This is a genomic window from Daejeonella sp. H1SJ63, from assembly GCF_029360775.1.
Lineage (GTDB): Bacteria > Bacteroidota > Bacteroidia > Sphingobacteriales > Sphingobacteriaceae > Daejeonella.
This window is the reverse complement of record NZ_JARKMZ010000028.1, coordinates 698777-721254: the sequence shown is the minus strand read 5'-3', so window position 1 is coordinate 721254 and position 22478 is coordinate 698777. Positions and strand designations below refer to the sequence as shown.

Annotated in this window: 21 protein-coding genes and 1 riboswitch; of the genes, 11 read left to right on the top strand and 10 right to left on the bottom strand. The window is 36.7% G+C overall.

Annotated elements, in window-relative coordinates:
- Positions 1–37 precede the first annotated feature (37 nt).
- Together P2W72_RS10885 and P2W72_RS10880 are read right to left on the bottom strand one after the other, a co-directional pair.
- On the bottom strand, positions 38–1342 hold the full coding sequence (locus tag P2W72_RS10885; RefSeq protein WP_276362131.1) for an O-acetylhomoserine aminocarboxypropyltransferase/cysteine synthase: 1305 nt from the start codon (positions 1340–1342) through the stop codon (positions 38–40).
- A gap of 238 nt (positions 1343–1580) precedes the next feature.
- Positions 1581–1686, bottom strand: a riboswitch (SAM riboswitch).
- A 122-nt stretch (positions 1687–1808) separates the two neighbouring features.
- The gene (locus P2W72_RS10880; RefSeq protein ID WP_276362129.1) at positions 1809–2942 is read right to left on the bottom strand and encodes an aminotransferase class I/II-fold pyridoxal phosphate-dependent enzyme; all 1134 of its coding nucleotides are present in this window, start codon (positions 2940–2942) and stop codon (positions 1809–1811) included.
- Positions 2943–3233: 291 nt separating this feature from the next.
- Here P2W72_RS10880 and mqnE point away from each other — a divergent pair, with 291 nt between their 5' ends.
- From mqnE to P2W72_RS10865, 3 genes are read left to right on the top strand one after another with little or no spacing between them, the layout of a single operon-like run.
- Positions 3234–4427, top strand: a complete 1194-nt coding sequence (gene mqnE / locus P2W72_RS10875; RefSeq protein WP_276362126.1) for an aminofutalosine synthase MqnE — start codon at positions 3234–3236, stop codon at positions 4425–4427.
- Entirely contained in the window at positions 4424–5053 is a 630-nt protein-coding gene (locus P2W72_RS10870; RefSeq protein WP_276362124.1) for a histidine phosphatase family protein, read from the top strand. Before mqnE ends, P2W72_RS10870 begins: the two co-directional genes overlap by 4 nt.
- Positions 5050–5769, top strand: coding sequence for a menaquinone biosynthesis protein (locus P2W72_RS10865; protein ID WP_276362121.1), 720 nt, complete (start codon positions 5050–5052; stop codon positions 5767–5769). Before P2W72_RS10870 ends, P2W72_RS10865 begins: the two co-directional genes overlap by 4 nt.
- Positions 5770–5780: 11 nt before the next feature.
- On the opposite strand, the gene P2W72_RS10860 is transcribed toward P2W72_RS10865, so the two are convergent.
- The 4 genes from P2W72_RS10860 to ribD are packed head-to-tail and all read right to left on the bottom strand — an operon-like array spanning position 5781 to position 9205.
- Positions 5781–6647, bottom strand: coding sequence for a nucleoside phosphorylase (locus P2W72_RS10860; RefSeq protein WP_276362119.1), 867 nt, complete (start codon positions 6645–6647; stop codon positions 5781–5783).
- Positions 6648–6703: 56 nt separating this feature from the next.
- A complete protein-coding gene (locus P2W72_RS10855; protein ID WP_276362116.1) occupies positions 6704–7309 on the bottom strand; it encodes a YigZ family protein in 606 nt (201 codons plus the stop codon).
- Between the two features lie 5 nt (positions 7310–7314).
- Positions 7315–8154, bottom strand: a complete 840-nt coding sequence (locus P2W72_RS10850; RefSeq protein WP_276362114.1) for an EamA/RhaT family transporter — start codon at positions 8152–8154, stop codon at positions 7315–7317.
- A 1-nt stretch (position 8155) separates the two neighbouring features.
- The gene (gene ribD / locus P2W72_RS10845) at positions 8156–9205 is read right to left on the bottom strand and encodes a bifunctional diaminohydroxyphosphoribosylaminopyrimidine deaminase/5-amino-6-(5-phosphoribosylamino)uracil reductase RibD (protein WP_276362111.1); all 1050 of its coding nucleotides are present in this window, start codon (positions 9203–9205) and stop codon (positions 8156–8158) included.
- 115 nt (positions 9206–9320) lie between these two features.
- Here ribD and prmC point away from each other — a divergent pair, with 115 nt between their 5' ends.
- Both prmC and P2W72_RS10835 read left to right on the top strand, forming a co-directional pair.
- Positions 9321–10190 (top strand): peptide chain release factor N(5)-glutamine methyltransferase, encoded by an 870-nt coding sequence (prmC, locus tag P2W72_RS10840; protein WP_276362108.1) that lies wholly within the window; start codon positions 9321–9323, stop codon positions 10188–10190.
- 15 nt (positions 10191–10205) lie between these two features.
- On the top strand, positions 10206–11258 hold the full coding sequence (locus tag P2W72_RS10835; protein WP_276362106.1) for a nucleoid-associated protein: 1053 nt from the start codon (positions 10206–10208) through the stop codon (positions 11256–11258).
- Between the two features lie 2 nt (positions 11259–11260).
- Here the strand turns inward: P2W72_RS10835 and xerD are convergent, their stop codons facing one another.
- Positions 11261–12160, bottom strand: coding sequence for a site-specific tyrosine recombinase XerD (gene xerD, locus P2W72_RS10830; RefSeq protein ID WP_276362103.1), 900 nt, complete (start codon positions 12158–12160; stop codon positions 11261–11263).
- Between the two features lie 49 nt (positions 12161–12209).
- Between xerD and aroQ the strand changes: the two genes are divergently transcribed.
- A complete protein-coding gene (gene aroQ / locus P2W72_RS10825; protein ID WP_276362100.1) occupies positions 12210–12623 on the top strand; it encodes a type II 3-dehydroquinate dehydratase in 414 nt (137 codons plus the stop codon).
- Here the strand turns inward: aroQ and P2W72_RS10820 are convergent.
- Together P2W72_RS10820 and P2W72_RS10815 are read right to left on the bottom strand one after the other, a co-directional pair.
- Entirely contained in the window at positions 12618–13634 is a 1017-nt protein-coding gene (locus tag P2W72_RS10820) for a glycosyltransferase family 2 protein (protein WP_276362098.1), read from the bottom strand. The genes aroQ and P2W72_RS10820 overlap by 6 nt on opposite strands.
- Entirely contained in the window at positions 13618–14517 is a 900-nt protein-coding gene (locus P2W72_RS10815) for a lysophospholipid acyltransferase family protein (protein WP_276362096.1), read from the bottom strand. Before P2W72_RS10815 ends, P2W72_RS10820 begins: the two co-directional genes overlap by 17 nt.
- A gap of 111 nt (positions 14518–14628) precedes the next feature.
- Here P2W72_RS10815 and P2W72_RS10810 point away from each other — a divergent pair, with 111 nt between their 5' ends.
- From P2W72_RS10810 to P2W72_RS10790, 5 genes are all read left to right on the top strand, one after another.
- Positions 14629–15237: a WbqC family protein gene (locus P2W72_RS10810; protein WP_276362093.1), complete on the top strand. Its 609-nt coding sequence runs from the start codon at positions 14629–14631 to the stop codon at positions 15235–15237.
- A 2-nt stretch (positions 15238–15239) separates the two neighbouring features.
- Complete coding sequence (gene corA, locus P2W72_RS10805) at positions 15240–16364, top strand: magnesium/cobalt transporter CorA (protein ID WP_276362090.1); 1125 nt, start codon at positions 15240–15242, stop codon at positions 16362–16364.
- A 67-nt stretch (positions 16365–16431) separates the two neighbouring features.
- Positions 16432–17781, top strand: coding sequence for a magnesium transporter (gene mgtE, locus P2W72_RS10800; RefSeq protein ID WP_276362087.1), 1350 nt, complete (start codon positions 16432–16434; stop codon positions 17779–17781).
- 84 nt (positions 17782–17865) lie between these two features.
- Positions 17866–18867, top strand: a complete 1002-nt coding sequence (gene bioB / locus P2W72_RS10795) for a biotin synthase BioB (RefSeq protein WP_276362084.1) — start codon at positions 17866–17868, stop codon at positions 18865–18867.
- A gap of 9 nt (positions 18868–18876) precedes the next feature.
- Positions 18877–19524 (top strand): DsbA family protein, encoded by a 648-nt coding sequence (locus P2W72_RS10790; RefSeq protein ID WP_276362081.1) that lies wholly within the window; start codon positions 18877–18879, stop codon positions 19522–19524.
- Here P2W72_RS10790 and P2W72_RS10785 read toward each other — a convergent pair.
- Entirely contained in the window at positions 19521–21635 is a 2115-nt protein-coding gene (locus tag P2W72_RS10785; RefSeq protein ID WP_276362079.1) for an FUSC family membrane protein, read from the bottom strand. The genes P2W72_RS10790 and P2W72_RS10785 overlap by 4 nt on opposite strands.
- Positions 21636–22478: the final 843 nt, after the last annotated feature.

Here is a 22478-nt window from a genome sequence, read left to right as displayed (position 1 = left end):
GATCATCGATCAGGCATGGTATTTCTTTAATTCCGGATTATTTTGCAGCAGCAAATGCCTGTTCAATATCTGCCTTTATATCATCAATATGCTCAATTCCTACAGATACCCGAAGTGAAGACGGTTTAACACCCGCAGCTAATTGCTCTTCATCACTTAATTGTTGGTGCGTGGTAGCGCTTGGCTGAATGATCAGGGTCTTTGTATCGCCAACATTTGCGAGATGACTGATCAGTTTAAGGTTATCAACGAATTTGATTGCAGCTTCTTTACCGCCTTTTATTTCAAACGACAGGACGGCTCCAAATCCATTTTTCAGATATTTTTTAGCTTTCTCATGGTAAGGGCTGCTTGGAAGTCCGGGATAAACAACTTTATCAACCCGGGGATGACTTTCAAGCCACTTTGCCAGTTCCAGGGCATTGTCTACATGACGCTGAACACGAAGCGACAAAGTTTCAAGTCCCTGAAGCAGCAGGAATGAATTAAATGGCGATTGTGAAGGGCCAAAATCACGTAAGCCTTCAACACGAGCCCTTATTATGAACTGAATATTGCCGAATGGACCGCCAATTCCAAATACACTATTAAAAATTAAGCCATGATAACCTTCAGAAGGCTCTGTAAATTGCGGGAACTTTCCATTTCCCCAATTGTAATTTCCCGCATCAACTATTACACCTCCAATACTGGTTCCATGCCCGCCGATCCATTTGGTAGCTGATTCAACAACAACATTAGCTCCATGCTCAATAGGACGGAACAAGTAACCTGCCGCACCAAAAGTATTGTCTACAATAAGAGGGAGATCATGCTTTTTTGCAATCGCCGATATTTTTTCAAAATCAGGGATACTGAAACTTGGATTACCGATAGTTTCTACATAGATAGCTTTTGTCTTTTCATTAATCAATGATCCGATACTTTGCGGATCATCACCATTTGCAAATTGCACATCAATCCCTAAGCGCTTGAAAGCCACTTTAAATTGATTATAAGAACCTCCATAAAGGAATGATGAGGATACGAAATTATCTCCGGCTTGCAGGATATTGTTTAAAGCAATAAACTGCGCAGCCTGGCCGGATGATACTGCCAAAGCAGCAACACCACCCTCAAGGGCAGCTACGCGCTTCTCAAATACATCTGTAGTTGGGTTCATCAAACGGGTATAGATGTTCCCAAATTCTTTTAACGCAAACAAATTAGCTCCATGCTCTGAGTTTTTGAAAACGTAAGAAGTGGTCTGGTAAATAGGTACGGCACGTGATCCTGTTGTTGGATCTACTTCCTGACCTGCATGTAGTTGTAAAGTTTCAAATTTTAAGTTTTGTGCTGACATGATAATGTTTTTATAGTTTATGAAAAAAATATTGAATAGAAATCGAGCTTAGCTCAACAAACTGAATTGTTATTAGGGCTTTTTTCCGGAAAGGAATGCACTAACAACAATAATATTCAGACATACACATACAACACATTGTTGCACAAGTTTCTTGAAGAAATTCTTGGCCTTTTGCCGAAGCATCCGGTAACGGAAATACGGGAGTGGATCTTGTTACTTGTTTCATCTTAAAATAAATTTATAGTTTCCCAAACGGGACAGGAATTGGCACCTTCCCCGAATTAAGCGGGGGGTTGTCAGTGGGTCATAGAGCCTGATCTCTCGCCACTTCTGTATAAATCAATAAAACAACTTTATTGAAGACAGATTGGTATTGCTACCAAATATTATTTCAAATATATATTTAATCAGGTATTGAAACCAAATTTAATTCTTATTATTTATGTAAACACTTGTTTTACAGCTACTTAATTTTGCCAATCTTTAACAGAGCCATTCCCAGATCCTCTATAAGATCATCAGCGTTTTCCAGCCCGACAGAAACACGAATTAAGTTTTGCGGTGTTTTAGTTTCAGGTCCTTCGATTGATGCTCTGTGTTCAATCAGACTTTCAACTCCTCCAAGGCTGGTAGCCTGCGTAAATATTTTAACAGAATTAACTACTTTTCTGGCTTCATCAGAGCCTCCTTTTACAAGGAATGAAAGCATTCCGCCAAAAGCACTCATCTGACTTTTGGCTATAACATAACCTGTATGATCTTTTAATCCGGGATAAAATACCTTTTCAACAAGAGGATGATTATTCAGATATTCTGCTACAATAGCTGCATTTGAACTGTGTCCCTTCATACGATAAGGTAAAGTTTTAATTCCTCTAACGGTTAAGTATGAATCAAAGGGAGAGGGGACTGCTCCTGCAAGCACCTGAACATTCCTGATTTTTTTCCAGAAGTCATTGTTTGTATTACATGCAAGTGCCCCGCCTATCACATCACTATGCCCGCTCAGATATTTTGTTGTTGAATGCATTACAATGTCGCATCCAAGCTGAAGAGGCCTTTGGTTAATGGGGGTACTGAATGTATTATCACAGACAATAATGATATTTTTTTCTTTTGCCAGTGTTGCGATTGATCTTATATCGCAAACTTTCAATAATGGATTAGATGGGGTCTCAATCCAGATTAACTTTGTTTCCGGTCTTATGGCAGCTTTTATGGCTTCAATTGAGCTCTGGTCAACAAATGAGACATCAATAATGCCCTTGAAAACCTGAAGTAGCTGATTTCTGAGGCCATGATACATATCATCAGGAGCAATGATATGAGCACCTGTACCTAATGCCTGAAATACTGCAGATCCGGCGGCATTTCCTGAAGAGAAAGCCGCTGCATCTTCTGCACCTTCCAACTTTGCAATAACATTCTCAAGTGCGCTTCGGTTTGGATTATCAATTCTTGAGTAAATGAAACCTCCCGGATAATCACCATCTTCACCACGTTCAAATGTAGTTGACAGGGTTATGGGTTGAATTGCTGCATGGGTATCCTTATCTTTTCTGTTTCCTGCATGAATTGCAATAGTTTCAATTTTCATCTGTTTATTTTTTTTTAATGGAGACGAACCTGCCTGCCGGTAGATAGGCAGCGCGCTCATGATTTGATAATCATACCCCTGCGGGTTTAAGCAAAATCATGATGGGTTCATATCATCAGATTTAACGTTCCTGAACAAATTTCAGGCAAGTTAATTAAAGATTAAACGATATCAGAAATAATTGATTTATTGCAGACATTGTGTATTTTGATTTTTTACAAAATTTACTGCCTTTTACAAGCAAATGATAATGATTGAAGTACAATATTGTATTTTTGTGCAAAGAAAATAATGAACGGCGAGCCAAATATAGATCTGCTGATCCGGGATGAAAATCTTCCTGCTGAACTTAAAAAAATTGCTGAAAAAGTACGGTCAAATGAGCGTATTTCCTTTGACGAGGGTTTATTGCTGTATGAAAAAGCCGAATTAGGATATCTTGGCGTCCTTGCCAATTATATTCGTGAAAAACGCCATGGCAACAAAACCTATTTTAATCGGAATTTCCATATTGAACCCACTAATCTTTGTGTTTACGACTGTAAATTCTGTTCATACTCCGTATTAATCAAGGAGCGTTCAGAAGGATGGGAGTATACCATGGATGAAATGCTGGATATCGTTAAAAAGTATGATTCACAGCCTGTAACGGAAGTTCATATTGTTGGTGGGGTTCTTCCGCAGTATGATCTTAAATTTTACTCAGACCTGTTCACAGCTATTCATAATCACAGACCAGATCTTCATGTTAAGGCATTAACCCCTGTTGAGTATCATTATATATTCAAAAAGGCAAAAATCGATTATGCTACAGGCATGAAGCTGATGAAAGAAGCCGGTTTGGATTCAATTCCCGGTGGAGGCGCTGAGATTTTTGCACCTGAAATCAGGGAAAAAATCGCTAAAGATAAATGTACCGGTGAGCAATGGCTTCAGATTCATGAAGAATGGCATAAACTGGGAATGCGATCTAATGCAACAATGCTTTACGGTCATATTGAAGAGTTTAAACACCGAGTTGATCATATGGATCAATTACGCCGGCTTCAGGACAGAACAGGTGGTTTTCAAACCTTTATTCCTCTGAAATTCAGAAATCAGGACAATCAGATGTCGCATGTACCCGAAGTTTCAGTAATTGAAGATCTCAGGAATTATGCGATTTCCAGAATTTATCTTGATAATTTCGACCATATAAAAGCTTATTGGGCTATGATCAGCAGAAGTACTGCGCAATTGTCGCTTAACTTTGGCGTTGACGATATTGATGGCACCCTCGATGATACTACAAAGATCTATTCTATGGCTGGTGCTGAAGAACAGCATCCGGCAATGAGTACCAGAGAACTGGTAGATCTTATCAAGCAAGTTGGCAGACATCCGGTTGAGCGTGATACATTGTATAATGTGGTTACTGATTACCAGAATTATAATTTCCCGGAAGAGAAAAAGCCTGAATTCTATAAACTACCAGTCATCAATTGAATAAAACTATCTATATCATCCGTCACGGTGAAACAGATCTGAACAAACTGGGTATTGTTCAAGGACGTGGAATGGACACCAGCTTAAATCAAAAGGGCAAAGAACAGGCCGAAGCATTTTATCGTGCTTATAAGCATATTCCATTTGATAAAATTTATACTTCCACATTAAAACGTACTCACCAAACTGTTCATAAGTTTATTGACAGCAATATTCCCTGGGTTCAATATCCTGGTTTAGATGAATTGGGCTGGGGCATTCATGAAGGAAAAGAAAATACCGAAATGATATCAGTTGAATTTCATGAATTGATCAATAAATGGAGAGCCGGTGAACTGCATCATAAAATAGAAAGGGGTGAAAGCCCTCTGGATGTTAAAGAAAGGCAATTAATTGTGCTTGAACATCTGATAGAGGATAATGATGATCAAAATATCCTTATTTGTATGCATGGTCGTGCAATGCGCTTATTTCTATGCCTTTTAACTGATCGTCCGCTTTCAGAAATGGATAGTTTCCCTCATTCAAATACCACTCTTTACAAAGTTGAATTTGATGGAGAGAAATTTCATATCGTCGATTTTAATAATACCAGCCATTTAAATTACCCATTTGATCAGTTTTGAATAAGATAAAAGTATCCGCAGTATCATATACCAATTCTAAACCCTTTGTCTATGGCCTGCTTCATTCAGGCATATTGGAAAGTATAGAATTAAGCTTAGATATTCCTTCAGATTGCGCCAATAAATTGATTGATAATCAGGTAGATATAGGTCTTGTCCCTGTTGCTGCCCTGCTTCATGTTGATAATTATCAGATTGTATCTCAATACTGTATTGGTGCTGTCGGAGCCGTAGATTCTGTTTTTATCTTCAGTCAGAAACCAATAAGCGAAATAGAAAAAATAAAACTTGATCCCCAGTCGCGTACCTCAAATAATCTTTCAAGAGTATTATTAAAAAATTACTGGAAGATAAGTCCGGATTTTATAACAGAAGGAGAGGCTGATGCTTTTGTACAAATTGGCGATCGCACTTTTGGTAAAAAAGACCTATATCCATACTACTATGATTTAGCAGAAGAATGGTTTAAGTTTACCGGACTTCCATTTGCTTTTGCTGTTTGGGCATCAAATAAACCTATTCCTGAAGATTTTAAGGGATCATTTAATGCAGCTTTGAAGTTGGGTCTTGATCACAGAAAAGAAGTGATTGAACAAATTGAAAATATCGGGAATTTTGATCTTGATGATTATTTGATGAATAAGGTTGATTTTAACCTTGATGATAAAAAATTAATTGCGATCAGCAAATTTCATGAATTTATCAAAGCTCTTTGATCTGAAAAAAACTAAGTCAGGCGACTTAAAACAAGTTCAATGGCCTGATTTATTATTTTATGGGGTTCGGGAGAAAATTCAAATTTAACTCTGCTTGCCAGTATCGCATTAACAGAAACTGCCCTGTGCCCAAGGGCTTTTGCCAGTGCATAGATACCTGCAGTTTCCATTTCAAGATTACTGATTCTGTGTTTTCCTGAAGAGAATTTCTGAATCAGATGAATCATTTCAGGAAAAGCATTTTTGGCTCTTACTTCCCGTCCCTGCGGAGCATAAAACCCCGGAGCTGTAAGTGTTATACCGCTCATTAAATCTTTTCCTATAATTTTAAAAAGCCGGGTATCTGCAGCCGTGATGTACGGAGAAAGGCCTTTGTGATGATGAAAATGAGATTTAACAGCATCAAGTAACATACACTCATCACCGCTTAATTCATGCAGATAATAATTCATCAGTGCATCAAACCCTAATCCATACTCTGAGATAAGAATACTTCCAATCGGGATATCTTCCTGAACAGAACCGGAAGTCCCAATGCGAATAATGTCCAGACTTTTCAGTTCTTTTTTAACCTGTCTATTATCAAAATCAATATTGACCAGGGCATCCAGCTCATTCAGAACAATATCAATATTATCTGTCCCTATGCCCGTTGAAAGCACTGTAATACGCTTTTTACCCAGATATCCGGTATGGGTTATAAACTCACGCTTACCTTTTTTTAATTCAATACTATCAAAATATCTGCTTATTTCAGTCACACGATCGGGATCTCCAACTGTAATAATGGTATCCGCAATATCTTCGGGCATTAAGTTAAGGTGGTAAATGCTTCCGTCAGGATTTATAATCAGATCGGCTTCAGATATTTTATTCATAATGTATAATTTCTATAAAGTATTGCCAGGATACAATTTCTGATTTTGTCTTCTAATTATTGATATTTAAGAGTCAAGCCTTCAATTTTTTCAAGCCTGCCAGTTACTTTATTGACCTGCGATTGTCTGATTTCAAGGTCTAATGAGCAATTCAGGTCAAAATTCTGATTGAAAATCCGGATATCTTCTTCTTTAATTATGCGCATAACCTCATTCATTTGAGGATGCCCGAAATTAATTCTGCAAATAACATTAATTGTTTTTACGATGATCTCAGACTCTTTAACAGCTTCAAGTGTTGCTGTTTTATAGGCATTTATCAAACCCGGAACCCCTAAAAGAGTTCCACCGAAGTATCTTACTACAACAGCAAGTACATCTGTAAGGTCATGAGACAGGAGTGTATTCAATATTGGCCTTCCGGCAGTTCCTGAAGGCTCTCCGTCGTCATTTATCCGAAAAACAGTTCTGTCAGGACTTAAACGCATAGCCCAGCAATGGTGCCGGGCTTTAGGATGCAGGGATTTCAGACTTGCTATAATATCCTTTAGCTCTGTTTCAGACTTGATAGGGTAGATGTAAGCAATAAATTTGCTCCCTTTATCCTTAAAAACACCTTCAGATGGTGCTTTTATAGTTTTATAAGTATCATCAAACAACATGAAATTTAATTGGAGAAATATAAAACTGTGATCGAAATCAAAGCTAAAACAATACCCAGATAATTTAAACGGCTAAGTTTTTCTTTAAAGATAAGAACCCCTACAGCCGAGCCCAAAATAATCACTCCGATATTCATCGATGAAAATACCATGGAAGGTGAATTTGCCAAAGCCTGATGCGCTTTGAGATAAAACAGGATATTGCCAAAATTAGCAATTCCCAATATCCATCCGCAGATTAAATTGATAAGACTGAACTTCATTCTGCCTCTTAAATAAAGATAAAGCAGGTATGAAATTGAAACAAGAAATGCCAGAAGAAATACAATGATCAGTGAAGATGTAAACGGTATCGAGGTGGTTTTAGCGATTTGTTTAAATAGAATATCAATGATACCCATTCCTGCAAAAACAATTAAGGGGTAAAGCCAGCTGCTACGGGCTTTTTTATTCTCTTTTTGCCATGGAATTGAGAAAATAATAGCAGCAAAGGCAATTAATATCCCAATTATTTTGAGTATTGAATGTATTTCTGAAAATAGAATGAATGAAGCCAGAACCGGAATAAACAGGGATAGGCGCTGAGCAATATCTGTTCTGACAATTCCTGTATAATGAACTGAAAGAGCCAGCACAAGGAAGATTGATGGCAATAAAACTCCTAAAGAAACATAAAGGGCACTGATTTCAGGAATTTCAGGCTTATAGATGAGCCATGTTAACAAAGCTGCAATCGAATAATTCCAGGTGATAGCTTGTTTATTATCTATTTCATACCTTTTTGCAAGTTTCAGCAGAACTGAAACAAATACACTGCAGCAAACACTCAGTAATATATAGATCATATTAAGTATGATTATGCCAGATTCTCAAAATATTGGTATCTATGTTTAGTTCTTCATATGGCTCTCCGGTAATTAGAGGCGCTTTTAGACCTTCATTCCATATCTGTGGCCCTGTAAACACACGGGCTTCATCCCATAGCCCGGTTTTTATAAACAAATTAAGAGTTTCTGCACCTCCCTCAATTATTAAGGATTGAACATCCATAAGATAGAGTTGATAGGCAATCAGCTGCGGAAGGTAATTGTCAAAATCTTCTACTTCCAGATATTTTATTTTTCCATCAATATCTGTTTTCTTTTCATTAAAGATGATGGTTTCCTGGGTTTGATCAAAAATATGCAGATCGGAATTTAAATCAAGTCTTCTGTCAATTACAATGCGAATAGGGTCTTTACCCGGCCATTCTCTTGAGTTTAATCTTGGATTATCAGCCAGTACTGTGTTTTTCCCGACAAGGATTGCATCTTCTTCTGTTCTCCAGCGGTGTGCAAGAATTTTTGATGCTGCAGAGCTTATCCATTGTTGTGAACCATTGTTTGGTGCAAAATATCCATCTGATGTTTGGGCCCATTTCAGGATAATATAGGGTCTTTGCTTTTGAATTCTGGTAAAAAAACGTTTGTTTAATTTCAGGCATTCATCAGTTAAAATATCTTCAATTACCTCTATACCAGCATTTTTTAGTTTTTCTATGCCCTTACCATTAATTTGATCAAACGGATCGCGGCAACCTACAATAACTCTTGGTATTTCATTTGAAATGATCAGATCGGCACAGGGTGGAGTTTTGCCAAAGTGAGAGCAGGGCTCCAGATTTACATAAATAGTAGAACTACGGAGCAGTTCTTTTGCATTTTCATGTTTCGCAAAGACATCATTTACTGCATTCACCTCGGCATGAGCCTGACCAAATTTCATGTGATAACCTTCACCTATGATCTGATTATCATAAACAATTACTGATCCAACCATGGGATTCGGACTTACATATCCGGCACCCTGAAGGGCAAGTTCAATGCAACGCTTCAGATATTTCTGATCTTCAACCATGCTGCAAAAATAACATATGAGATTCTTAATTGTTTCTTATTGGACTTTTAAATTCTGACCCTTGTAAAAACTTTGGCCCGCGGAATTCTCGAGCTAATTAGTTTACTTTGCGGACATGACTTATTCTGAAGCAGAAAAATCATTTATTGATAATATCAGTACACTATATGACCCACTGGAAGCGAAGAGCCTGGCCTGGCTTTCAATGAATCATGTATCAAAACTTGAGAGAGCTAAATATTTAAGTATTAAGAATGAAGAAATGCCTGCAGAACACATGCAGGCACTTTATAATATTCAAAATGAATTAGCAAGCGGAAGACCGCTTCAGTATATTATAGGGGAAACAGAATTCTATGGATTAATTTTTTTAGTGAATCCTGATGTACTTATTCCCAGACCAGAAACAGAAGAACTTGTTGACTGGGCATTAATAACCCTGCGTGGAATAGAAAAAGATCCGGTTGATTTAAAAATTCTCGATATCGGAACCGGAAGCGGATGCATCCCTGTTGCAATTAAAAAGTTTTTCCCTGATCCTGAAGTTTATGCATTGGATATTTCATCAGGTGCTTTGGCAACTGCCCGGAAAAATGCCTTGTTGAATGAAACTGAAATACACTTTATTCAGGTTGATATTCTTTATCCGGTAAATGATATTCTTCCTGGCTTAAAATTTGACCTGATTATAAGCAACCCGCCTTATGTAAGGGATTCTGAAAAGCAGCAAATGCTGAAAAATGTTATTGATCATGAGCCTCATACAGCTTTATTCGTTCCCGATTCGGATCCATTGTTGTTTTATAAAAGTATAGCTGATTTCGCATTCAACAATCTTCAGGATGATGGTTATCTGCTTCTGGAGATTAATGAAAATCTGGGTACAGAAACCTGTAAAATGTTAGTTGAAAAGGGTTTTAAAAACATTGAATTACGTCAGGATATTCGTGGTAAAGACAGAATGATCAAGGCATCCTTAAAATAATTTCATTTATACAATATGGTAACTTCTTTTGAAGCAGCTCTTGAGCAACTTTCAGTCCATCGTACAGGTAATAAGCTCCAGAATGAGTTTTATATTCTGTCTGATCTTCCTCTGCAAATTCAGGATGAAACACTGAAAACACTCTTAATGCAGTATTTTTTATCACCATTTGAAAAAGGTAATGAAGTTTACCGGTTTATGCATTCGAGCGATGATCTGAATTTGAATGAAGTGTTTCATTTCTGCTCTCTGATATTTGCAGATCCTGATTCATTTCATGAGCAAAGTGCCAATATTACCAGGCATTTGTTCAATGTTTCAAACCATCCTAAAATTAAGTCAGGCGAATTGTATGTTGCTATTTTTAAGGATCTGCAACTGGAGGGGGAGCTTGTGGATGCTATCGGAATATTTAAATCTGAAACCAAAGAAAGCTATCTTAAAGTTAATCCAGATAAAGGCGGATTTAGCTTAAGTTATGAGGAAGATGCTATCAACATCCAAAAGCTGGATAAGGGATGTCTGATATTCAATACTGAAATGGAGGATGGCTATAAAGTAATGGTGATTGATCAGACCAACAGAACAGATGCCGTCTACTGGAAGGATGAATTTCTGCAGTTGAAGATCAGAAACGATAGCTTTAATAAAACCAATACTACTTTAGGAATTTGCAAAGACTTTATCACTACAAGGCTGCAGGATGATTTTGAGATCACTAAAGCGGATAAAATCGATTTACTGAATCGTTCAATGAAGTATTTCAAGGAAAAGGAAAGTTTTGATATAGATGAATTCTCAGAAGAAGTGATCGGAAATCCAAAAGCTATTGAATCTTTCAAAAATTTTAGCCGTGATTACAGTGAAGAGTTCGATGCCGGACTTGATCAGTCGTTCGATATTTCAAATGCAGCAGTTAAAAAGCAGGCCAGAGTGTTTAAAAGTGTCCTTAAACTTGACAAGAACTTCCATATTTATATTCATGGAAATAAGGAGCTTATTGAAAAAGGCTTTGACGATAACCGTGCAATGAATTATTATAAAGTCTATTATAAAGAAGAAAATTAGAATCAGCTTCTCGGGTGAAACTGAATAATGGTATCTCTTAAATAATCACGGTCGAGATGGGTATAGATCTCGGTTGTAGTGATACTTTCATGCCCCAGCATCTCCTGAACCGCTCTTAGATCAGCGCCACCTTCAATCAGGTGAGTGGCAAAAGAATGTCTGAAGGTATGCGGACTAATACTTTTCTTGATTCCGGCAGATTGTGCAAGATCTTTTATGATCAGAAATACCATTACCCGGGATAATGGGCCTCCGCGCCGGTTCAGAAAAACAAAATCCTCACTGCCTGTTTTTACAGGTATATGAACCCGGATTTCATTAATGTATATTCGCAGATACTTAATTGCTTCTGAACCAATCGGTACAAGACGTTCTTTATTACCCTTTCCGGTAATCTTAATAAAATCAATGTCAAGATAAAGATTCGACAATTTAAGCCCCGTTAGTTCAGATACCCTTAAGCCGCAGCCATATAAGATTTCAAGTATTGCTTTATTCCTCATTCCCTCAGGTCTGGAGAGATCAATGCAATCAATTAGCTTATTGATTTCAATAATATTCAGGGTATCGGGTAATTTTCTGCTCAATTTAGGGCTTTCAAGCAGGGCAGAAGGATCATTTTTGATCAGTTTTTCCAGAATAAGGTATTTAAAAAATGCTTTTAAGCCGGATAATACCCTTGCCTGCGTGGGCGGAAGCATCCCAAGTTGATTTACCCATACCAAAAACTGCTTGAGATCCTCAGAATTGACATCTGAAGGAACATTTTGTACAGAATTTGTTTGAAAATACTGATAAAGTTTTTCTACATCACGCAAATATGCATCAATTGTATTTGCTGATAATGAACGCTCTAATTTTAAATATGATTTAAAGCTTCCAAGTGCTGACTTCCAATCCAAATTATTTTATAAGTTTGAGTATTAAAAAGCTTAAATACCGAAATAGTCCATGAAAATACAGATAATTAACGGTCCAAATTTAAATTTACTGGGTGTTCGCGAGAAATCAATATACGGAGACAGTAGTTTTGAAACTTATTTAGAAGAACTCAGATCAAAATACAGCATTATTGAAATTGATTATTTTCAAAGTAATGTTGAAGGAGAAATTATCAATAAACTTCATGAAGTTGGATTTAGTTACGATGGTATTATCCTGAATGCAGGTGGATACACCCATACATCGGTAGCTATATCTGATGCAATAGCCGGGATAAAAACTCCTGTGGTGGAAGTCCATATTTCAAATATATATGCACGGGAAGAATACAGACATGTTTCTCTGACCGGGAAAAATTGTAAAGGTGTACTTACCGGATTCGGTCTCAATGGCTATCGTCTGGCTTTGGAAAGTTTCTTATAAATCCCTGAATTTTTTAATGTCTTTTACAAAGTATCGCCAAACAATGCTTTTATTATACATACCGGCCTGATTAAATTGGTTTTTACTGATAGATCGGGCCTTTTGCATATTCTTCAATAAGTTTTTAAAGAAGTAAACATGTGCTTTGCTTACGGCCCCTGCATTTTGGGGCTTACCATCCAGCAAAAACTTTATAAGTGAAATCAGATCGAGCCAGAACCTGATAAAAATTATGGGTAGTGTTTTATTTGAGGGGAGGTTTTTTAGTAATAAAACCAGATTGTTTCTGAAATTCAGATAGGTTTTGAACGGATTTTCGGCATTAAGTGTGCCTCCTCCAACATGATATACCTTAGAATCAGAACAGTACATAATTTTATAACCCAGATTTTTTAAGCGCCAGCATAGATCAATTTCTTCCATATGGGCAAAGAAATCTGAATCCAATCCACCTGCTTCAATCCATTTACTTCTTTTTATAAATAAGGCCGCACCTGAAGCCCAAAAGATTTCAGAATTACCATCATATTGTCCTTTGTCCTCTTCTACAGTATCAAAAATTCGTCCTCTGCAAAATGGATATCCATATTTGTCGATAAATCCACCTGCAGCCCCTGCATATTCAAAGAGGTGTTTATTAGCATACGCTAATAGTTTAGGTTGTGCTGCTGCGATCAGGGTATCGCTTTCCATTAGTGAAATTACCGGTTCGATCCAATGCTCAGTTACTTCAACATCTGAATTTAACAGGATAAAATAGTCGTGATCCAATTGCTCCAGAATTTTATTGTAACCACCCGCAAACCCATAATTCTGATCATTTTCAATAATCCTGGCATCTGGAAAATTATCAGACACAAAGGATACTGATGCGTCTGTGGATGCATTATCACCTATAATAATATCCAGATTCGGATAGGTTGATTTAAAAACTGAAGGGAGGAATCTTTTCAGATACTCCAAACCATTCCAATTCAGGATAACTACTGCAACTTTAGGCTGATCTGTCATTTTTTAGTTTTAAATCTGATGGACTAAATTTCCACCTCTTATGTGACCATAACCAGAATTCGGGAGCCACTAATATGTTTTTTTCCAGCTCTTTAGTATGAATGTTGGTAATTTCAAATTCTTTAGTCGATTTAGGATTATCTACTATTAGTTCAATTGCGCACTCATAATAACCTCTTTTTATGCGATTTATATTAAAATAAATAACAGGGTTATTATACCTTACTGCAATTTTTTCTACACCTAAAAATACCGCAGTTGGCTGATTCAGAAAACCTGTAAAATAGTTGGACTCTTCTCTTGGCGGCGTTTGATCACCTACCAGAGCCAATACATAAGGTTTACTTTTGTATTCAGTAAGCTTTCTCAGGGTGTTTTTCATGGGTACCATGATTGCACCGAATTTTGACCTTGTTGAATTAATTAATTTTTCAAACCGCTTATTGCTTAATGGTTTATAAACAATGAGCACATCCTCCTTTAATTGCTGCGCTATCGCTATAGAAGCCCATTCCCAATTACCATAATGTCCGGAGACCGCGATTACTGATCTTCCGGCGTCCAGATTTGAACTAATCGCAGATAAATTTTTGAAAACAAAACGTTTTCTGATCTCTTCAGAACTTATTGTGAATGACTTAACGGATTCAACGATCAGGTCGGCCAGATAATGATAATAACGTTTTTCTATAGATTTAAGCTCATCTATAGATTTTTCAGGAAAAGAATTCCTCAAATTATTAAAAACGACCTTCCTTCGGTAGCCGGTAAGGTAATAGAGAATAAAATAAAGGAAATCCGAAATCAGATAAAGTATCCAGAAAGGAAGCAAGGATATTAAATAGAGCAGCCCTGAAATGAGTCTGAATGTAATTAAGTTCATCTGATGGTACAAAATTAAGAATACAAAACAGAATCACTCAATCAGAACATTCTATGGGTTATGATCGATTTTTTGTTAATTTCTGCATCTTTACACAAACTTAAACAAACGATGGAAAAAGGAGCAGTCTTCCCTTTATTTTATCTTCCACCTATTGAGTATTTCAGTAAACTTTCTGAATACAGATCTGCTATTTTAATTGAAAATGCAGAACATTTTCAAAAACAGAGTTACAGAAATCGTGCAAGTATTCATTCACCAAATGGCAAACTGGATCTGGTTGTTCCGGTTATAAAAGGCTCGAAAGTACATACCAAAGTAAAAGATGTTAAGATTAGCTATGATTTCAGATGGCAAAGGCTGCATTTAATGAGCTTACAGACCTGTTACAGAAGTTCAGCATATTTTGAATATTATGAGGATGATCTATCCATTTTTTATGAAAGGAAATGGGATTTTCTGTTTGATTATAACGAAGAAATGCTGGCTTTAATTTTAAAATTTCTTAAGATAAATATCACCTGTTCTTACACCGGTACATTCGAGAAAAATTATAACGGCTTTGATGATTTCCGTAGCAGTATACACCCTAAAAAGCACTCAGGAATGATTTTTAAACCCTACTTTCAGGTTTTTGAAGAGAAAAATGGCTTTATTCCGAACCTAAGTATTGTTGATTTATTGTTTAATCAGGGTCCGCAGAGCATTAAATATTTATAAATATGGCAAAGATCAGGCGAATCAGATTAAAATCTAAAAAGTATGAGCCTGCAATTGGTTTAAGTCCGGGTTCTGTTCAATTATATAAGGATGCTTTAAAGCCGGCAATTAACTTACATATATATAATGCAGAAGAATACCAATGCATCCCGGTAAATTATATCACTGAACTTGAAACTCGGTTATCGCAATTTTCTGAAATGAAAATGTGGATTGATATTCGAGGAATTGGAGATTCAGATTTATTAATATATCTGCAGAATAAATTTAGTATCAGTAAGCTGTTAATAGAGGATATTGCGGAATGCCGTCAAAGACCAAAACTTGATGAATATGGAGAGTATATGTTCTCTGTGAGCAGAATGCTTTACGTTAACCCTGATCTTGAAATTGAAAACGAGCAATTTTCGATTATACTTTTTTCAAACCTGTTGATTAGTTTTCAGGATAGTTATGCTAATTTGATGGAGCCGGTAATTAACAGATTGAAAGGGGGGAAGGGTAATATTAGAATCGGAGGCCCATCTTATCTGATGTATGCCCTGACTGATGTGATTATAGATAACTACTTCTCTTTGATTTATAAATTAGGGGATGAACTTGAAACAATCGAGGATCTTCTCTATAAAAAAGCAGATAAAACATTGATGTTTCAAATACAGAACATTAAAAGGGAGATGATCATGATCAGAAGATGTGCGTGGCCTGAACGCGACAAAATTAATGATCTCCTCAGAACTGAATCAAAATTACTTACGAAGCTTTCCAAAACTTATCTTAAAGATACCTATGATCATTGCATGCAGGTTATTGATCTGGTTGAGGGGTATAAAGATTTGACAACAAGTCTTATAGACTTAAACCTTTCATTAATCAGCAACAGGATGAATGAGATTATGAAAGTGTTAACCATCATTTCTTCCATTTTTATTCCGCTGACGTTTATAGCCGGAATTTATGGTATGAATTTCGCTTTTGAGGATCCTCAGACCGGCAAGATTCTAAGGAATAATATGCCTGAGCTCTATTCAGAGAATGGATATGTCTATACGATGGTGGTGATGCTTTTAATTGCCATTTTACAGCTGATTTATTTCTGGCGAAAGGGATGGTTCAATAAGAATTGATAAATTAAATCAGTACAATAAAAGGGTTTTAATCTTCATATTTCAAAGTATTTCCTACTTTTATTATATGCAGTCTTTTGAGCTAGATAAATCAGACCTTCTTAAAATCAAAAAGGCCCTCGAAGAGGATGATTATGTCTTGAAAGATCTGATTTCAGAATATCATCCTTCAGAAATTGCTATCCTTTTTGAAAGCATTTCCCAGGAATCACGCGAACGTATCATCAGCATACTTCCAGCTGAATTTGCCTCCGATATCATCTCTGAAATGGACGCAGAATTCCATCCTGAGCGACTTCTGGAAAACTTAAATCCTGAAAGACGTTCTGAGATTGTTGAGGAACTTGACTATGATGATGCAACTGACATTATCAGTCAGTTGCCTGAAGAGCAGCAACTGGAAATTCTTCAGGAGCTTGATGAAGAAGATGCTTCCAATATCCGTTCTCTGCTAAAATATGAGGAAGATACTGCCGGGGGATTAATGAATACCCAGGTCATCCGGATAAATGAATTTCTGTTAAAAAAAGATGCACTGGAAGAGGTAATCCGGCAATCGGAAGAGATGGAAGAATTCTATACCATCAATGTTATCGACGACAATAATATATTAAAAGGGATTGTATCATTAAAGGATATCATTAAGGCCCGTAATAATGTACGGATTCAGGATCTGATTAAAGCAGATTTTGTTTATGTTAAAGCAGATACCGATCAGGAGGAAGTTGCAAAGTTAATTTCACAGTATAATCTAACCAGCATACCGGTAGTTGACGACAATATGCACCTTCTTGGGCGAATCACATTTGATGATGTGATTGATGTTATGGAGGAAGAGAATACTGAGGATATCCTGAAAATATCCGGGGTATCTGAAGATGAGGAACTGGCAGGTAACTGGATGGAGGCTGTCAAAAGCCGTCTACCCTGGCTTGTTTTAAACTTGGGAACGGCGTTTTTAGCGGCTTCAATAATACGATATTTTGATACCACTATTGCCCGGATGGGATTACTTGCCGGATATATGGTTATTATAGCTGGCATGGGTGGAAATGCCGCAACACAGGCACTTGCGGTAACGGTAAGACGTATTTCACTGAATGACCTTACTGATAACCAGGCTTATCGTACTGTTTTGAAAGAATTTACAGTTGGCCTGATTAATGGTGCAGTAGTAGGATGTATTGTTTTTCTGTTTGCCTTATTTTACGACCATAATCCTTTACTTGGACTGGTTATTTTTATTGCGATGACCGGAAATCTGATTATCGCCGGGATTGCCGGTTCATCAATCCCGCTTATGCTTAAAAGAGTAGGCATTGACCCTGCAATAGCTTCCTCTATCATTATTACAACCTTTACAGATGTGTTTGGATTCCTATTGCTACTGGGACTTGCCAGCAGTCTGATTTTATAAAATCTATCTCTTCTGACCGTTTCCCTTTAAAGGTTGCCGATATTATTATAAATTTGCCCTAATCCTATTAAGGGAATCATTTATATGGCTGAGATCAGAAATAACTGGACCAAAGAAGAAATTGCTGAAATATATAATAGTCCCTTGCTGGATTTAATCTACAGAGCCGCAACCGTACACAGAGAGAACAAGGATTATTCAGAGGTACAGATCAGTAGCCTCTTATCTATAAAAACCGGTGGATGTCCTGAAGACTGTGCATATTGCCCTCAGGCGGCACGTTATCATACAGATCTTGAAGTACAGGCATTAATGTCTGTTGAGCAGGTTACGGATGCAGCTCAAAAGGCTAAAGCCGCGGGTGCATCACGTTTATGTATGGGTGCTGCATGGCGTGAAGTCAGAGATAATAAAGACTTTGATCGTGTTATTGATATGGTAAAGTCTGTTAATTCTTTAGACATGGAGGTATGCTGTACTTTGGGTATGTTAACTGAATCGCAGGCACAGAGACTGGCCGATGCCGGTTTGTATGCATATAACCATAATCTTGATACCTCAGAAGATGATTATAAACGTATCATTACTACCCGTAGCTATGATGATCGTTTAAAAACAATTGATAATGCCCGAAAAGCCAAATTAACTGTTTGCAGTGGAGGAATTATTGGATTGGGGGAAACAGTTGAAGACAGGATCTCAATGCTGAAAACTTTATCGAATATGTCAAAGCATCCTGAATCGGTTCCTGTAAATGCACTGGTACCGGTTAAAGGCACTCCATTAGCCGATCAGCCAAGAGTTTCTGTTTGGGATATGGTAAGAATGATTGCCACGGCCAGAATAATTATGCCTAAAACTGTGGTGCGTTTATCTGCAGGCAGAACAGAGATGAGTCTTTCTGATCAGGCATTGTGCTTTATGGCAGGCGCTAATTCAATTTTTGCCGGAGATAAACTACTTACAACACCTAATCCTGCATTTAATGAGGATATGCAGATGTTTGAAATTCTGGGTTTAAAGCCCAGGGAAGCATTCAAAAATGGCCGTCCCGAAAAGTGGTCTGAGATTTCAGCTGAAGCATAATTTCCCCGAATGGAACAAAGAATTAAAATCATTTATGTTTATGATGCTTTTTGCGGCTGGTGTTATGGTTTTAGCCGGGTTATTAAGGATTGTTATGAAAAGCATGTAAATGATTTTGACTTTGAGGTAATCAGCGGTGGTATGATGACCGGTGAAAAAGCCGGCTCTATTAATCAGGCAGCACCTTATAGTAAAACAGCTTATCATACTATTGAAGGTATGTGCGGAGTTAAGTTTGGCGAACCTTATTTAAAGCATCTGGAGGAAGGAACCATGATTCTTAATTCCGAAATACCCTCAATTGCCCTTTCTGTATTTAAGTCTGTTAAACCCCAATTATCTGTTCCATTTGTACACGACCTGCAGCAATCCATTTATTTTGATGGAAAAGATCCTAATGATTTTGGCTTATACCGCTATCTGGCAGTAAATTTCGGGATTGATCCAGACGAATTTGAGAACAAAATGAGGCTGGAAGAATTTAAAGAAGCCGCTTATTACGATTTTGCACTCGCTAAACAGCTCAGAGTTGAATCATTCCCGGCAGTACTGATGCAATTAAGCGAAACTTCCTTCTACCTGATCGCGAAAGGTTATACTGATCCGGAGACCCTCGAATTAAGGATTAATAATGTAATAAAGGAAGCAGGTATTTAAATTTTATTCAATTTCTGGATATCCTGAATTAGTTTATTAACTAGCTCCAACTGCTCATAAAGTAATTTTGAATCATTAGACCGGTTTGGCACAGAAGCAATCTCAGGGACATTGATTTCAAGTTCCTTAAAATCAGTTACACCCATAGCCTTGATCAGTTCTGATAAAGAATATAAAGATTTACGGATCATTCTTATGTGAGAAATATCTGCAATAGTTGACTCATATTGATTCAAATTCATAATCAGAGTGGCGGTATAGGATGATATCATATGGTTCAGAACCACGAATTTATGAATGTCTTTGATATTCTGCTGTTTACTTTTAGGCTCTGATAACATACGCTGAAACGCACTTCCCAGATTGGCTGAACTTACATACACATCCTTCCTGACCAGTTTAAATGAGGTTATATCCGGTGTTTTACCACTTAATTTTTGAGCCACCTGATACAGATAATTGTAATTAGCAATCAATACATCCTTCATTATATCCTTTAATTGATAATATTCCCAATTGGGTAATACCACAAAACTTGATATCAAGGCAACGAACGATCCGATAAAGGTGTCCAAAACTCTTTCCTTAACAATATTAATGTTATTGGCACCGAGAATACTGAAAAGAATCAGGATATATGGTGTCATGAATAAGACACTTACAATATAATTCAGCCTTTGAAAGCTATAGGTTCCAACCATAAAGATCATCAGTAATATAAATCTGCTGGTTTGATCTTTAACCAGATACAAAATCAATGCACCCAGCAATCCTCCAATTACTGTTCCGATAACCCGTTCTATATTTCTTTGTTTGGTCAGGCTGTAGGCAGGTTTTAAGATAACAAGAATAGTTAGCAGTATCCAGTAACTATGGTATCCGACAGGAAAGAGCTTTGAAATAAGGAATCCTGTAAAACACATTAATGATACTCTGACAGAATGCCTGAAAACAGACGATTTAAGACTGAAATTTTCTTTTAATATTTTTGTATCATAGTCCTGATGCGATACGAATTTACTGTAATCAACATCAGTTAAGTTGCTGATTTGTTGTTGATTGAAATAGGCATATATTTTCTCAACCCTGTTCAGCATATTTCTGACATTGATCAGAATTTTCTTAAGCACCAGTACATTTATACCTGATTCTTCAGTTTTATCAATACCGGCTTTTAATTTCTCGAGTTCGGGTCTGAAATCGTATAATGGCTGAGGTTTATCATTACTTATGATATAATAGCTTAAGTTTTCAAGCTCATCAGCCATTTTTATGATAATCCTGTTGAATTCATGTAATGATTCCGTCTTTCCAAAAGTGTTGCGGATGGCCTGATAGTCATAATGTGTAGCCATTGTTTGTTCAAAAAGGTCTACAATATCAACAAATACCACAATGAGTAAGCGTCCCACAGGCGTCGATTCCTTGACCATTATTCTGGTCTTAAACAGGAGTTCCCTGACTGAATCCTGCTGTTCATGAACTATAACCTGTTGGGCAACAAGCTTTTTATAATTTTCATCAAAATCACTATGTATATCATAAAAATCAGCTTTCAGTTTTACATACCTGGCAACTTCCCTGATGCATTCACCCATTGCCTGCTGAGCAAGTCTGAAAGGTCTGATCTGAGATAATGATAAACTTAAAATCATATACCAGATACCCCCGCAAAGAATATATAATGAATGTTTCCAAACACCATTCGAGGAAATGGCTTCCTGATCTATGGTAAGTATCATGATGAGTAAGGCCGCTGTACCAATGGAAGATGCCCTGTTGCCATAAACAGAGAGCATGGAATACAGAAAACATAAAACGAGTATTTCAAGTCCAATCAGGACAGGATAGCGATTTAAAAGTCCTGTAAGAAGAGCTGTAAGAAATACCAGAATATTACAATAGAGCATCCCATTTCGCTTATGATTAATCGGACCCTGAGTATCTGCAATACTGATACAAACTGCTCCAAGGGAAATGGTTAATCCAACAGACAGCAAATTAAGATGATAAAATATTAGAGAGGGGAGTAGTACCCCTATAGTAATGCGCAATCCATCAGTAAAATACTGACCGAAAATAAAAGATTTAATCTCACGCGATTGCTTCATACTGATTATGAATGAGGAAAGCAGAATGATTGCTTATCAGCTAAAATACTCTATTTAGATTATAAATCTGCCGGTGTATTTGTTTAATTATGTTAAGCTTTCAGGGAAGACAAAATTAAATACAAGAATATTTTTTGTTTTTTTATTTAAAAGAATCAGGAAAATGTTTAAAACTTCTAATTATCAGATAGTTAATTATTTTATCAGAATTTACCGGAAAGCTTAAAAACAGATCAATTTAAGTGCTTTTTATAAGCTTATTGGATGTTAATAAATGATAATTAATTGTTTATAAGCTGTTTATAAAATATTCTGATAATATTTGGACATAGAAATATTGTCTGTTACCTTAGTTATAATAAGACGCACGTTTTTTGACAGCCTGAAAAAAGATCCATAGGAATGCTGAGTTTTCGGACTTCAGTTTTTCCCGGATTATTTAAACTCAGAACCTGATGTTCGAAATCGCAAGATGAAGGGCTGAAGTTTTGAAGTCAGAATGACAGGCAGAAATTGAGTTACAACATTATTCTATGGAAGAGGTTGTAAGGATAATGAAGGTGACAGGTAATTGCGTTCGAAAGAATGTTAAACCATGAGCCGGTTAAACCACGGACATCTTATGCTTTTGAACAACTACGGTTGTGAAAAAAGTTGAAACGGAGGTCAGAATCGCAAGATGATGATCTCCGTTTTCTTTTTTATATTCAAGCCTGATTTTTATGATATTGCCTGCACGCTAAAGTTTTAAAGAAAAACATATTTTTCAGGAAGATTTGAGCAAATTCATAAAACTTAATTTTTATCAAAATGTATAGAAACTTAATAGTAACTATATGTTAA